General features: G+C 70.8%; 14 protein-coding genes and 2 pseudogenes. 10 read left to right on the top strand and 6 right to left on the bottom strand.

The features are described 5' to 3' along the window. Positions 1-283: 283 nt before the first annotated feature. Positions 284-403 (top strand): annotated as a pseudogene (locus tag AB0D94_RS02530) (CGNR zinc finger domain-containing protein); the annotation flags it as partial. 68 nt (positions 404-471) lie between these two features. Continuing rightward, entirely contained in the window at positions 472-918 is a 447-nt protein-coding gene (locus AB0D94_RS02535) for an SRPBCC family protein (RefSeq protein ID WP_362044513.1), read from the top strand. A gap of 10 nt (positions 919-928) precedes the next feature. Here the strand turns inward: AB0D94_RS02535 and AB0D94_RS02540 are convergent, their stop codons facing one another. Continuing rightward, positions 929-1258, bottom strand: coding sequence for a TfoX/Sxy family protein (locus AB0D94_RS02540; protein WP_362044515.1), 330 nt, complete (start codon positions 1256-1258; stop codon positions 929-931). A gap of 130 nt (positions 1259-1388) precedes the next feature. Between AB0D94_RS02540 and AB0D94_RS02545 the strand changes: the two genes are divergently transcribed. Further along, the gene (locus AB0D94_RS02545; RefSeq protein ID WP_362044517.1) at positions 1389-2045 is read left to right on the top strand and encodes a methyltransferase domain-containing protein; all 657 of its coding nucleotides are present in this window, start codon (positions 1389-1391) and stop codon (positions 2043-2045) included. On the opposite strand, the gene AB0D94_RS02550 is transcribed toward AB0D94_RS02545, so the two are convergent. Both AB0D94_RS02550 and AB0D94_RS02555 read right to left on the bottom strand, forming a co-directional pair. Beyond that, a complete protein-coding gene (locus AB0D94_RS02550; protein ID WP_362044519.1) occupies positions 2015-2512 on the bottom strand; it encodes a hypothetical protein in 498 nt (165 codons plus the stop codon). The genes AB0D94_RS02545 and AB0D94_RS02550 overlap by 31 nt on opposite strands. Next, on the bottom strand, positions 2509-3774 hold the full coding sequence (locus AB0D94_RS02555) for a molybdopterin-dependent oxidoreductase (RefSeq protein WP_362044521.1): 1266 nt from the start codon (positions 3772-3774) through the stop codon (positions 2509-2511). Before AB0D94_RS02555 ends, AB0D94_RS02550 begins: the two co-directional genes overlap by 4 nt. Before the next feature lie 865 nt (positions 3775-4639). On the opposite strand from AB0D94_RS02555, the gene AB0D94_RS02560 reads away from it, so the two are divergent. Continuing rightward, a complete protein-coding gene (locus AB0D94_RS02560) occupies positions 4640-5011 on the top strand; it encodes a hypothetical protein (protein WP_362044523.1) in 372 nt (123 codons plus the stop codon). Between the two features lie 40 nt (positions 5012-5051). On the opposite strand, the pseudogene AB0D94_RS02565 reads toward AB0D94_RS02560, so the two are convergent. After that, positions 5052-5381, bottom strand: a pseudogene (locus AB0D94_RS02565) (DUF4331 family protein); the annotation flags it as partial. 246 nt (positions 5382-5627) lie between these two features. Continuing rightward, positions 5628-6284: a hypothetical protein gene (locus AB0D94_RS02570; RefSeq protein ID WP_362044525.1), complete on the bottom strand. Its 657-nt coding sequence runs from the start codon at positions 6282-6284 to the stop codon at positions 5628-5630. Positions 6285-6670: 386 nt separating this feature from the next. Between AB0D94_RS02570 and AB0D94_RS02575 the strand changes: the two genes are divergently transcribed. After that, positions 6671-7306, top strand: coding sequence for a hypothetical protein (locus tag AB0D94_RS02575; protein ID WP_362044527.1), 636 nt, complete (start codon positions 6671-6673; stop codon positions 7304-7306). A 19-nt stretch (positions 7307-7325) separates the two neighbouring features. Here the strand turns inward: AB0D94_RS02575 and AB0D94_RS02580 are convergent, their stop codons facing one another. Beyond that, the gene (locus AB0D94_RS02580) at positions 7326-7970 is read right to left on the bottom strand and encodes an isochorismatase family protein (protein ID WP_362044529.1); all 645 of its coding nucleotides are present in this window, start codon (positions 7968-7970) and stop codon (positions 7326-7328) included. A 118-nt stretch (positions 7971-8088) separates the two neighbouring features. Here AB0D94_RS02580 and AB0D94_RS02585 point away from each other — a divergent pair, with 118 nt between their 5' ends. Genes AB0D94_RS02585 through AB0D94_RS02605 form a run of 5 tightly spaced genes read left to right on the top strand, consistent with a single transcriptional unit; the run spans position 8089 to position 13669 of the window. Continuing rightward, positions 8089-8877, top strand: a complete 789-nt coding sequence (locus AB0D94_RS02585; RefSeq protein WP_362044531.1) for an SDR family NAD(P)-dependent oxidoreductase — start codon at positions 8089-8091, stop codon at positions 8875-8877. A 46-nt stretch (positions 8878-8923) separates the two neighbouring features. After that, positions 8924-10201: an isochorismate synthase gene (locus AB0D94_RS02590; RefSeq protein ID WP_362044534.1), complete on the top strand. Its 1278-nt coding sequence runs from the start codon at positions 8924-8926 to the stop codon at positions 10199-10201. Then, a complete protein-coding gene (locus AB0D94_RS02595; protein WP_362044536.1) occupies positions 10198-10899 on the top strand; it encodes an O-methyltransferase in 702 nt (233 codons plus the stop codon). Before AB0D94_RS02590 ends, AB0D94_RS02595 begins: the two co-directional genes overlap by 4 nt. Further along, the gene (locus AB0D94_RS02600) at positions 10883-12406 is read left to right on the top strand and encodes an FAD-dependent monooxygenase (protein WP_362044538.1); all 1524 of its coding nucleotides are present in this window, start codon (positions 10883-10885) and stop codon (positions 12404-12406) included. Before AB0D94_RS02595 ends, AB0D94_RS02600 begins: the two co-directional genes overlap by 17 nt. Positions 12407-12457: 51 nt before the next feature. Then, positions 12458-13669 carry a hypothetical protein gene (locus AB0D94_RS02605; RefSeq protein ID WP_362044540.1) on the top strand — a complete coding sequence of 404 codons (1212 nt, stop codon included), beginning with the start codon at positions 12458-12460 and terminating at the stop codon, positions 13667-13669. Positions 13670-13684 lie beyond the last annotated feature (15 nt).

Raw genomic sequence — 13684 nt, forward strand, 5'->3', positions numbered from 1 at the left:
GAGGTGTGCGTTGTCCTTCCAGATGCCGTCGCCGGGCATGTCGAGGTGGGCGGTGACGGTTGACGGCGGTCGGATGCGGTGTGATCGCGGAGGTGTGGCGTGACTGACCTCGAGGTCCCACCTGCCGACGAAGAACGCGCTGCTCACCGCGTTTCGCGGCGTGCCGGCGGACCCGCCCCGCCCCCGTTTCTGGGTCAGGAAGGCGGGCCGTCCCGACGCGTATCGTGCGCACCAGCGACCTCACGGGACACGCGGCGGTCACCATGCCGGCCGAACAGGCTGTCGACCCTTCGTCAAGCAGCACCCCCGCCGCGAATGGTGCTCGGCCGGCTGCGGCAACCGTGCCCGCGTCGCCCGCCACTACAAGCGCCACCGGAACGTCAAGGCCGACCCCGAGCGCTGAGGCGGACGCCCTCTGTGAAGCTTGAGATCCTGTAGCCAAGCTCCGTTCCCGCCGTCCGGGAGGCTCCGATGAAGGTCGACGTCCTGACCGAGGCCGTGATCGCCGCCCCGTGTGATCAGGTCGCTTCGTACGCGGCCGACCCCACGAACGCGCCCGTATGGTACGCCAACATCACTTCCGTCGAATACCGGACCCCACCACCGGTGCAGATCGGCTCGAAGGTCGCGTTCGTCGCCCGCTTTCTCGGCAGGCGGCTCGCCTACACGTACGAGATCACGGCGTACGAGCCCGGCCGCCGGATGGTGATGCGGACGGAGCAGGGTCCGTTCCCCATGGAGACCACCTACACATGGGAGCCGTACGGGCTGTACGCGGACCGCACCCGCATGACCCTGCGCAACCGGGGTGAGCCCAGCGGATTCGCCTCGCTCGGAGCCACCGTGATCGCGGCCGCCATGCGCCGCGCCCAGCGCAAGGACCTGGCGGCGCTCAGGGCGCTGCTGGAGGCACGTTGAGTACGGACGGCTACTTGGGCGGAAGTGTGGCGGCGAAAGCCGTCGCCGTCGTGATCCAGTGGTCCAGGACGGCGTCCTCCGCCAGAGAGGGCCCGCCGACGGTCACCCAGCCGCGCATCGGACGTCCGGTGAAGTCCATGGGCCGGGCCTCGGGGCGGGCGAGGGCCCGCTCGGTCCCCTCCGGACCCACGCGGGCGATGAGCTCGTCGCCGGCCACGCCCACCGTCATGTTGCCGTGCAGCAGGAAGGTGAGGCCCCCGAACATCCGTTTCTCCGTGAGGTCGGGCCGCTCACCGAGCCGCTCCCGGACCCGCTGGGCCAGCCCTTCGTCGTACGTCACGCTTCCACTGTCCTGCGCAGAGCGCCCGCCCGCACGCCGGCCACCCGGCCGGTGTGCGGCGCGAGGCCGTTCGGGGGAATCAGCGGCCCTGGAGGGGGCCACGGCCGGGGTGCGTGGCGAGACATGAGAAGTGACCGCTCACGAACACCAGGCCTGGAGCAGCGGCTTCTACGCGCGGGCGATCCACACCCCGCAGCGCACCCTGTCCCTGTGCGACGCGGAGGGCTGGTGCTTCCCGCTGGACCTGGAACGGTGGTGCGCCCGGGCGGACGGGGCCGACCGGACGGTGCTGCGCCGGTGCACCGGCCGGGTGCTGGACATCGGATGTGGCGCCGGCCGGCTGGTCGAGGCGTTGACGGGGCGGGGCAGCCAGGTCCTCGGCATCGACGTCTGTCCCTCCGCCGTGATCACGACCGTGTGCCGGGGCGGCTCCGCCCTGAGCCGGTCCGTCTTCGATCCGCTCCCCGACGAGGGCCAGTGGGGAACGGCGCTGCTGATCGACGGGAACATCGGCATCGGCGGTGACCCCCGGCGGCTGCTGCGCCGGGTCCGAGACCTCGTACACCGGGAAGGCCTCCTCCTGGTGGAGACCGCCTCCACTGACGTGGACGAGCGCCGCCGCGTCCGGATCCACGCCGGGCAACGGCCCGTGAGCGCCGTCTTCCCGTGGGCCCTGGTCGGCACCGCCGCCCTGAGCCGCCACGCGGCCTCGTCGGGATGGACCGAGGCCGAGCGGTGGACCACCGTCGGAGGCCGTCACTTCGTCGCGCTGCGCGCCTGCCGCTGAGCCCGGCTCCGGTTCCATGTTCGAACGATGAGTACCGCTGCGGAGGCCGCGAACAGCGCGGCCGTGATCAGCAGCCACCGCGACAGGAAGCCGTCCGCGGGAAGGGCGGTCGCGGCGGTGTAGTACCCCACCCGGCCCAGGACCAGCGGCCACCAGACCAGCAGCAGGACACCGGAGACGAAGGCGGGCACGCGGACGTAGTTCACGCTCACCCGCGGCGCGGGCCGCTCGTCGCCCCGGCCCCGGGCGAACAGGACCTGCATCGCGCGGTCGGTCACCGAATACAGGGGGAGCAGTACGAGGTCGTGCAGGAGGGCCGCACCGACGAACCACACGGCCACGCCGACGGTGTCCCCCTCGAACAGGCGCAGTCCGGCGTAGACCGCGAGCGCGAAGGAGGCCAGGACGAGCAGCAGGTGCAGCGGGGAGGCGCCGTAGCGGCGCCGGAAGGCCGTCGCGGCGCTCATTCCGGCTCTCCGAACGCCAGGCGGGTGACCCACTTGGTGTTGTGCACGCCCGGTGCCCCGGGGACGATGATCCGCGCCGGATAGCCGTGGTCGGGGGAGAGGACCGCTCCGTTGACCCGGAGGGCCAGGAGCGACCGGCTGTCGCGGACCTGGTTGTCGCGCAGCACCGCCGAACGGAACGAGCCCCCGCGCTGCACCGACTCCACCAGGACCTCGGGCGTGCGTACACCGAGCCCCACGAGGGCGGCCAGATCGGTGAGCCGGACTCCGGTCCACTGCTGGTCGGTGGTGGACCAGCCTTCCACACAGGCGATCGGCAGGGCAGCCTCGCGTTGCGGCATGGCCAGCAGCTGCTGGTACGTCAGGTCGACCTGTCGGCCGGCGCCGCGTACGGTCAGCCGCCAGGCGGGGCCCGTGTCACTGGGCCGGATGCCGACCGAGACGGCGGTCTTGTTGATCTGGAAGCCGTTCGGGCCCGCGCCCGGATCCCGGCCGTGCGGCGCGAGCAGTGCGGTCCGCCGCCACCACCCGCCGATGCTCTGCCCCGCCGTGACTACCAGCAGCACCGCCGACCCGAGGCCGACCATGGCGAGGGCGCCCCGGCGCGAGATGGTCGGGGTCGCGGGCCGCGGGGAGATCAGCCCGGCCGCCTCCTCGGTACCCGCGGCGGGCCCCCCGAGCCGGTGCCGGACCGCGCGCAGGGCTCGGGGTAGCCGGAAGGACACGTGCACCACGAAGGCGCCGATGAACACCCAGGCCCCGTAGAAGTGCAGTGTGTAGAAGGAGCCGGGGAAGATGTAGTGCAACTGGACGTTGAGGATCCCGGTGACGAACTCGAATCCGGCGCCGCCGACCAGCAGGAGCAGGGACAGCCGGTCGAGGGCGTGGCTCACCGAGCGGATCGGGGGCCATGCGAACAGCTTCGGAATGACCGACCACAGCTTCGCCAGGAGCACCGGCACGAGCACGATCCCGAGCGTTACGTGCACCCCCTGAGTGACCCGGTAGAGCCAGTACGGGGACGTCGGCCAGGAGAAGAGGTAGAAGCCGAGCCATCCCTTGTCCGGGGTCTGGTCGTTGACCGCCGCCAGATCCGGGTTGTACGCCGCGTACGACAGCAGGCCGGTCACGAACAGCACCGTGATCCCGAACAGCAGGACCAGCCCGAACACCGCGGTCAGCCTCGGACCGCGCAGGGGACTGCGCCAGAACTCCGGACGCGCCGGCCCCGGTGGAGGCCCCGCCCCCACGGCCGAAGCCATGGCCTTCCGCAAGCGAGCCAGCGGCCCGGGCCCGGATTTCCGACCGGTGGGCTGCCCGGTTCCCGGACCTCGACGGGGCGGGGCCCCGGCCGCCGGTGCCGGCACGCCGTCCGGCCGATCCGGCCCGATGCCGCTCACACCCATCGACACCTCCACGTAGCGGGATACCGGCCGTCGGAGAGAACATGCCGCACCGTGGATGCGACCGGTCCGGCGACACGCCAGACGCGGACCACCATGTGCATTCGGGCGACCCCTGCCCCATGAGGGGGCAGGCCTCCCGGCCCTCTTCGCGGTCGCTCCTGACGGGCCCGACGATGTACTGCCGGCTTGACCGAGTGTCAGGACAACCGAGTTGCTCCGGGTACCCGAGGCCACTCGGAGGGACGTCGGACGGTTCGGGGCCGCCTGGACTTCGTACCCATCCGGATCGACGTCGGTGTTCTCCTGGTCGGGCAGGTGAACACGTGTGAAACGCGGGCTCATCACCACTGGGCGATGAGTGGGGTGTCCGGTCCGTGCTGCCGCCAGGCTTCGGTGAGGCGGACGAGGCGGGTGGGGGCGGCGATCCCGGCGCCCCGATTCCTGACAGGAACTGGATGTGGCGTGGGCCACAGAATGGCAGGGGTATGGGCCGGGCCGGCCGGCTGTCTGATCCTGGCCTTCGCCCGCCCGTCTCCTCGGTTCTCTCCGGTGCCGCTGTGCTGGCCGTCGGCGCCGTCGCCTACGGCATCCGCCGTACGACCACCGCGCGCCGGGAACCGTAGCCCGGCGGCGCGCCACACCGGACACACGCAGAGCCGCCGACGCCCGTCTGCCTCGCGGGACTACGGCGCCAACCGCCTCAGTGGGTTCGGGGCGCAGCATGGAGGAGAGCCTGCAGCTGGCGCGCGCTGCACGATCCGAGGCGACCAGGGGACGACCCAGCACCCCCACGTATCGGTATCGCCCGTCCGCCGGGCGCTGGCATGGCAACGGCAGCACGGCCGTCCTGCGGCTGGCCGGCGGCGGTCAGCGTGAGGGCCATGCCGAGGCCGTAGCCGACGACGAGCAGGACGCCGAAGAATGTCCGGCTCAGCGCGATGGCACCCAGCAGGACGACGAGGGCCGACGGGCTGGGCACCAGACCGGCCGCGAGTCCTACGCCGAGGAGCGCGGGGAGGCCGGTGCGGCGCGGCCTCTTCGCCTCATGGGAGTCGGTCTCGTGCGCGTGGTCGCCAAGGCCGTGGCCGTGTGAGTGGTCGGTCGCGTGGCGGTGTTCATGACCGTGGGGGTGGTCATGACGGTGACCGTGCGCGTGAGTGTGTTCCCGTGTCTCGCTGTGTGCGTGCCCATGGCTGTGTCCGTGGTGCCATGGGGCCGGGGGCCGTCCCGTCCGCAAGGCCCGTACCGCCGTCACCGCCAGCACCGCCCCCAGCACCGCGATCACCGCACCGCTGACCGTCCCCAGCCATCCCAGCAGTTGCTCCCCGACGAATCCGCCGCGTGTGGATCTCGTACCGCGCACCCGTCGCGAACGGGAAGTCCACCAGCGCGTTGGCCGCGGTGCCGGGCACTTGGAAGGGGCGGACGTTCGCGATGAGCGTGACCATGTCCGCGTTGTCCGGGCTGGTGAAGGCCTACACGTCGGTCAGGTCCGCCGGGGAGTCGAGCACGGTCGACGGGGCGTCGATGTGCCCGCCCGCCTCGCTGGTGCCCGTGAACTGCCCGGACAGGGCGGCGGCGGTGAGCGCCAACCGGAAGGCCAGGCCACGCGCGGCCCCGCGCCACGGCTCCTGGCTGCTCGGGCTCCGGCAGCTGCCGCCCCGCCGAGTGGCTCGGCGGGGCGGAGTGGGACCGCGGTCCGGGTGCGCTCAGCGCGGAGGCTGATCCAGCAGGTTGGTGATCAGTTTTCGCAGCCGGCCCTCGCGTACGGTCTCTACCCCGTGAACGAGCTGTGCCCCGTACACGATGGCGGTTCCGGCGGATGGTGCGCTGGTCCAGCGGGTGCGGGGGACATCCCGCAGCGCCGCGACGGCTTCCGGTCCCGCGTGGTGGGAGATCTCGCGTGCAAAGCGGGTGCCGGGTGCGAACGCGCTCCTCTCACCGGCGGTGCGGCCGGTCCACAGGGCGTCGGAGGAGCTGGTGTCGACGTAGAACTCGCCCCCGAGGTCTGCTTCCTGAAGGTGGAAGGCCACGCGTGCGACACGCTGTGGTCGCTCGTCGGGGTCGCCGACGCCGTGCAGGTGCGGGTCGATCCGGTCGCCGGGGCCGAGGTCGTGGTAGTCCCAGGGGGTCGCGCCGGCAACCGACGGGAAGGTGCGGCGGATGGCGGGGAGGGCCCGCTGCAGGGCGGTGGCCAGGATCTCCTGGATTTCCCCGGGTGGGGTGATGCCGTCGCTGGGCCGCGCCGGAGTCCACCCGGCTGTCGTGAGATGGTCGTCCAGGAGCTTGGTGAGCTGGGAGATCTCCTCGCGGTCTAGGAAGCCCTCGACCGTGTGTACGGCCAGTGTCTCGGTCATGTGGATCACGCGATGACTCACTCCTTCTGGTAGCCGTTGTGCCGAACGGAGTGCTGTGCGTACACCGCATTCCAGTGCAGCACGTCCCCTGTGCCAAGCCCGGAGGCACGAGGTCCAGGAGCACGAGGGCGCGCATGTGGGGGCGCATGGCCGTTGAGCGGCCCTCGCGCCCAGATGCCGGATCGCTTCGGCAACGGCGTCGTGGACCGGACCGGACCGGCGGTCCCCTGGGTCTCTCCCCTTCCCTCGCCCCAGCGCACGACTGCAGTGCGTGCGCCGGTGTGAGCGTCGCATGCGCCTGGTGGTCCCTCGACGTTGCTGACCGACGGTCTTGGCTTCTGCATTCCGCCGCCCTCCAATGAACGAGCGGAATGCGCTGCGAAAGGAACCGAGAAGTGATCAATACCTCTGAGACCTTGGCTGTGCAGACGATCGAGAACTTTCTCACCCCTGAGGAGACCATGCAGGTCACCAAGATCGTGGACGACCAGCTGGCCGCCACCGGCTGGGTGCCCGCCAGGCCGGCCGAGGGTCTGACGCCCCCCGAGGCGGCGCAGGAGATCCTTGATGGCGCGATCGAGCGGGCCATGCCCGTCATCCGCCGCGCCTTCCCGTCCGCCGCCTCCGTCGCCCCGTGGCTCTACCACGACCTCAAGCCCGGAGACAGGATCCGCTCGCACGTCCACGGCATGGGTGACCCCGACGCGCGCCCCGTCCTCCTGGCCCGTGTGGTGTTCAACCTGCAGGACGCCGAAGAGGGAGGCGAGTTCTACCTCGACACCAGTGCCTGTGAGGAACTGTGGAGCGATCGCCGTGCCGGCCCTGGCGGCGCGTTCGCGCCCGGCACGCGGTTCGTGCACGAGGTCACCGCTCGGTCGGGCCCCGTCGACCTCGGTGCCATCGACTCCACCCGCTGGGTCTGCCGGCCGCCGGCCGGCACCACCCTCGTGTACGGGGCGCAGCTGATCCACGGCGTCATGCCGGTGACCGTCGGGCGTGTGCGCAAGCTGATCACGGATCTGTGTGCCTGAACAGGCGCCAGTCTTGAGGTCACCGCGCGGTGCTTGAGGTCGAGGCGAGCACGTCGTCGGTCAGGGTCGCCATGCCGCAGGACTGGCCTACGTATCGCAGTGCCTGCCAATGTCGTTCGTGGTCGAAGTCGGCCGTCGCGTCGGCGATGAGGAAGGGACGGATGCCGTTGGCGAAGGCGTCAGTGGCCGTCAGCATGCAGCCCAGGTGTGCGTATACGCCGGTGATGAGTATGTGGTCGCGGCCTTGCTCCTCGAGCAGAGCACGCAGCCCGGTGCCGTGGAACGCGCTGTAGCGGTGCTTGGTGATGACGGTGTCGCCGTCGGCCGGTGCGAGGGGCCCTGCGATCCGGTCGTCGTCGGGCCTTCCTCCCAAGCCAGGCCCCCAGAAGTCACTCAGGAGGCCCCGTGTGGCTAGCGACTGTCGTGGCGGCTGAGTCGTGTAGAGCACGGGGATTCGGGCGGTGCGGCATGCCGTGAGCAGCCGACGGACGTTGGCGGTCACCGCAGGCAAGGGGCCGGGGGGAGTGAAGGGACGCAGGAAATAGTTCTGCATGTCGTGCACCAGTAACGCCGTTCTCGTGGGATCGGGCGCCCATCCGACACGATTGAGAGTGAGACAGCGTGCGTCGGGCAGTTCGTAGGGTTCGATTCGGGGCAAGGGCATCCATCACTCCCGGTACGAGGTGCTCTCAGGTCTTCAGCCGCGGCGACGTCGCCAGCGGATTCTGCTCGTACCCGGCGGCCGGCTCCCACGGCGCGTACCGGGCGCACGGGAGCCCGCCATGCGTCTGACGGGTCTGCGTGGCATCACCGCGGTCGTGACCGGTGCTTCGGGAGGCATCGGAAGCCAGGTGGTCGCTCATCTGGTCAACGAGGGAGCTGCGGTTGCCGCCGTGGACATCACCCATCCGGCAGTCGCAGGCCGCTGGTCCGGGCCGGAGCCTGCTGTCGCCTCCCGAGTTACGCGCCATACGGCGCACGTCGCTGACGCGGCGGCAGCCGAGCGGATCCTTGACCGGGTGGAGGCAGCGCACGGGCCCGTCGGGCTGCTGGTGAACGTCGCGGGCGTCCTGCACACAGGGCCTCTGGACTCCCTCAGCGACACAGCATGGCAAGAGCTGCTGGCCGTCAACACGACGGGGGTGCTCGTATGGTCCACGGCAGTGGCACGCCGCATGACACCGCACCGGCGCGGGAGCATCATCACCGTGGCGTCCAACAGCGCCGGCACCCCGCGCGCCGGTATGGCCGCCTATGCCGCTTCCAAGGCAGCAGCCGTCTCTCTTACCCTGGGCCTCGGCCTGGAGGTCTCATCACTGGGCATCCGGTGCAACGTGGTCTGTCCGGGCTCCACCGACACACCGATGCTCCGCCGCATGGCCCCCGACCCAGCAGCCGTGGACGCTGTCCTGCACGGCGATCCTTCGGCCTTCCGTATCGGCATCCCCCTGGGCCGCCTCGCCGAACCCGGGGACATCGCAGCCGCTGTCCTGTTCCTCGCCTCCGAGCAGGCCCGGCACATCACCCTGCACAGCCTTTACGTGGACGGTGGCGCCGCACTGCACGGCTGACCCGCAGCACCCACAGCACCGCAGCACCTTGGGAGGTACTCACCGCATGCCCTCACACCCGGACATCGGGACCACCCCAGTTGTCGGCTGGCTGCTGTCGACGCCCAGGCTCACCCTCACCTCCGCCGAAGGCGATCCCTTGCCCGTGCAGAGGGGAGCCGGTCAGTTCGCTGCTCTGGCCCACGCAGCGGAATCGGCCTTGCGGCAGAGCCCTGAAGGCACCGCGGTCGTCGGCGCCCTGCCCTTCGACGAAGCAGTCCCCGCGCACCTCTGGCTGACGCGCCTGGAACACCACCGGCATCCGCCGGCAGAACGGGCCGCCACGGTGGGTTCTCTGTCGTACGCCAAGGCAGTCCCGGACGGGGCTGAGCCGAACGCCCGGCACTCTGCGTGGGTGACGACGCCGAAGCCGGAGCCGCAGCCCTCGGCCTACCGTGCCGCAGTGCGTGCCGTTCTGGCCGAGATCGAGGCCGGGACGATCCGCAAAGCGGTCTTGGCGCGCTCTCTGTATGCCCCGCTCAACGCAGTCGGCCACTGGGCCCTGGTGCCGGCACTCATCACGGCTCTCGCCCGCCGCGAGACCGCCGCCCACCTCTTCGCGGTGACCCTGCCGACAACCGGTGTGCACGGCGCACCACCGACGCTCCTGGGCGCGTCACCGGAGACACTGCTGCGGCGTACCGGCGACCTCCTCACCTTGCGGCCACTCGCCGGGACCGCTGCCCGCCACCAGGACCCCGCCGTCGACCACGCCCGGGCGACGGCGCTGCTGCGGTCGGGCAAGGACCAGGCCGAGCACCGGCACGTCGTGGACGACCTCGGCCGCCGACTGCGCCCCTGGTGCCAGTCACTGGACATCCCCGCCCGGCCCCGGCTCCACGCCACCGGCCGCCTGTGGCATTTGACCACCCCCATTCACGCGCGGTTGCGCCACCCCGCTCCCTCCGCGCTCACGCTCGCGTCCGCCCTCCACCCGACGCCCGCCGTGTGCGGTACTCCCACACCTGCGGCCGCCGCTCTCATCCGGACGCTGGAAGCGGTGCCCCGGCGCTACTTCTCCGGCCTGGTCGGCTGGATGGACAAGACCGGCGACGGTCACTGGGTGATCTCCCTGCGGTGCGGCGAACTGGATGCGGACGGGCTGCGCCTGCATGCGGGAGCCGGGATCGTCCGCGCCTCCCGGCCGGAGTCGGAACTTGCCGAAACGGAGGCCAAGTTCGCCACGATGCTCGCCGCACTTGAAGATGCCCGCAGGAGCACCCCGCGGGCCCGGCCGACAGCGGCCGCGGCCCTCACTGCACGGCGGACGGGAGAGATCCGGTGAACAGCTCATCCTTCGACGGGGTCAAAGGCGCTCCGATCACCCGCGACCTGTACGCCTATCTCCTGGAGCAGGCGGAGCCGCCTTCGGAACTCCAGCAGCGGCTGATCACACGGACACGGGCTCTCGGTTCACCGTCGGTGATGCAGGTCCCGCACGAACAGGCGGTGCTGCTCGCGCTCTTGGCACGGCTGGCGGACGCGCGCAAGATCGTCGAGGTGGGTACCTTCACCGGCTATTCCGCCCTCGCGCTCGCCGGGGCGCTGGCACCGGGCGGAACGCTGATCACCTGCGACATCTCCACCGAATGGACTGCCATCGCCCGCGAGGCATGGCAGGAAGCCGGAGTCGATCACCTCATCGATCTCCGGCTCGGCCCCGCTCTCCAGACCATCGCCGGCCTTCCCCTGTCCAGCGACATCGACCTCGTCTTCCTCGATGCCGACAAGCCCCGGTACTGCCGGTACTGGGAGGAGCTCGTCCCCCGGGTGCGACCAGGCGGTCTCCTCCTTGCCGACAACGTGCTGCAGCAAGGCCGCATCCACCTCCCCGATGTCACCGGCACGACGCTCGCCGTCCGCGAGTTCAACGCACGCGTCCGCGCCGACCCTCGTGTCGAGTCGCTGATCCTGCCCGTCGCGGACGGGCTCACACTCGCACGCAAGCTCGCTCCAGGAGAACCGCGTGCACAGGGACACTGACGTGCTGGTCGTCGGCGCCGGACCCACGGGCCTGCTGCTCGCTGCCGAACTGGCACTGGCCGGCGTACGGACCCTCGTCGTGGAACGCCGATGCGAACCGCAACCCAACTCCCGCGCCCTCAATCTCCACCCGCGCAGCCTCGAGATCCTTGACCAGCGCGGACTGGCGGACCGCTTCCTGGCTCTGGGCAGGACCGTCCCCGGATGGCAATTCGCCTCCACCCTCACCACCCCGCTCGACTTCTCCGTCTTGAACTCGGCGCATCCCCATGCGCTGCTCCTGAGCCAGGCCCGCACCGAAGCACTCCTGGAACAACGGGCTGCTGAACTGGGCGCCGAGATCCGCCGCGGGCACACGGTGACCGACCTGTGGCAGGACGTCGGGGGCATAAGCGCAGACGTGGCGGGCCCTGACGGGCATACGACGGTCCGGGCTGAGTTCGCAGTGGGATGCGACGGGGCCCGCAGCCTGGTCCGCCGGGCTGCCGGCATCGCCTTCCCCGGAACGCGGGAGACGTTCACCGCCATGGTCGGTGACTTCGCCGACGCCGATCACGGCGATCTCCAACGACCCAGGCGGCACGGCGTCCTCGTCTCGCGGCTCGAACGCGGCCTGACCCGGTTCGTGGTCATGGACCCGGCACGCATGAGGACCCCGTCCGCCGAACCGGTCACGCTCGAAGAGTTCCGTACGGCGCTGCTGCGCGCCTGCGGCACTGACTGCGGGGTGGCGCGGCCGCGCTGGCTCTCACGGTTCGGCAACGCCACCCGGCTCGCGGAGCGCTATCGCTCCGGCCGTCTGCTCCTGGCCGGGGACGCCGCCCACATCCACTTCCCCGTCGGCGCCCAGGGCTTGAACACCGGTCTCCAGGACGCGATGAACCTCGGATGGAAACTGGCCGCGGAAGTCCAGGGCTGGGCCGCGCCGGGGCTGCTGGACACCTACCACGGCGAACGCCATCCGGTAGGGGAGGAGGTCACCGCCCGCACCGAAGCACAGGCACTCCTCGTCGAACTACCCCAGGTCGAGCAGTACCGCCGGCCCGCCCGGCTTCTGTGCGAGCTCCTCGATGCCCTCCTCGGTCTGGACCAGGTCAACCGGTACCTCGCCGGGCTGCTCTCCGCCCTCGATACCGCCTACCCTCCACAGGACGCCGCAGCCCACCCCCTGACAGGCAGGCGCATCCCGGACATCCCCCTGACCCTCCCGGCCGACGGCCGCCGCACACGCGTCCACAGCCTCCTGCACGACGGCACGATGCTTCTGCTGAGCCTGGCCGGCGCACCGGACGCGTCTCCCTGTCTGCCGAGTCCTGCCGTCCGGCCTCTTCTGGTACGCGCGGTGACGGCCACGGCGCACGGCGACGAGGACGCCCTCCTGGGCGTCACCGAGGTCCTTGTGCGTCCCGACGGCCACGTTGCCTGGGCCACAGAGACGAAAGACCCCCGCGAGTTGCATGCCGAACGCACGCATGCCCTGAATTCCTGGATCTGCACGGCCCAATGACTACGTCGGGCATGGTCGGTGGCCGATGGTCGAATCGAGAAGGGGCGGGTCATGAAGGTCGTCGTACTGGGTGAATTCCGAGCCGACCGGCTCGTCCCCTCGCTGCGGCGGGCCGGCGCCGACATCGTCGTCCTCGGCTTCGTCGAACTGGAGACGTTCCTCGGGCCCGACATCGTCTGCGGAATCCTCCCGGCCGACCTGACCGACGAGGGTCTGCGCTCGATCCTCGACCACTACAACGCCGACATCGCCATCCCGAACGCAGGGCTCATCGGCCAAGAGCGGATGCTCCCGGTATACGCGCGGGTGGCTCGCGGCCACAACGCCGCAGGCAGGCACTTTCCGGTCCACTCACCCGAGTTCGCCGTGCTGGTGACCGACAAGGTGGGGCTTCACCGCACCGCCGGCCGACGCGGATGGCCGGTCCCGGCCGGCGCGGTTTGCGAGGAACCGCCCTGTCTGCTCGACGCTTCCGTTCTCGGGCTGCCCGCCCTGGTCAAAGAGGCCCGCAGCGAGTCCCATGCCGGACGGTACTACGTGACCGACGAGGAAGACCTACAGCGGGTTGCCCGTGCAGTCGCCTATCCAGTCCTCTTTCAGCAGGCGGTGTCAGGCCAGGAGTTCGGCGTCGAACTGTTCTCCGGGCCCACCCACACCACGGCCTGGCCCGTAGCCTCCCTCGGCCCCCTCGACAGCGGCTGCAACCCCGGCCGCCGGATCCGGGTCGCACCGGCGACACTGCCCGACCGGGCCCGTTCCGCACTGGGCACGGCCATTCGCGACATCGCGGCCGCCTACCGGCCCGCCGGCCCATGGCAGATCGACTTCGCCGTCTCCCCTCACGGACACCTTCATCTCATCGAGGTAAACGGACGATTCGGCGGCGTGTCCAACATGAGCTGGGCCAGCACCGACGTCGACCCCCACGCTGTGCACGTGGCCGCCGCCATGGGCAGCTTCCCCCGTCGGTCACCGCTCGCCAAGCGGGTCGCACTCGAACTGCCGGTAGCCAACGACATCTCGCTTCCTGCCCCGCCGGCAGGCATCGGACTGAAAGCGTTCCGTGGCAACCCCGCCAACCGCGGACCGTGCACATCAGGATTCCACCGCGCGGTGCTGCAGGTCCCCGAGGAGCGGGCACAAGCCGCACAGTCATGGCTGCTCGCACTTCCCGACGACGCCTTGCACGAGAAGACAACGGCGGCCGCGCAGCTGGCCATCGGCATCAGCGCCCTCACACGCGGCCAGAACCTGCTTCCCTGACCAGACGCCGGCGTC

The organism is Streptomyces sp. NPDC048255, from assembly GCF_040652415.1.
In the GTDB taxonomy this organism is placed as follows: Bacteria; Actinomycetota; Actinomycetes; order Streptomycetales; family Streptomycetaceae; genus Streptomyces.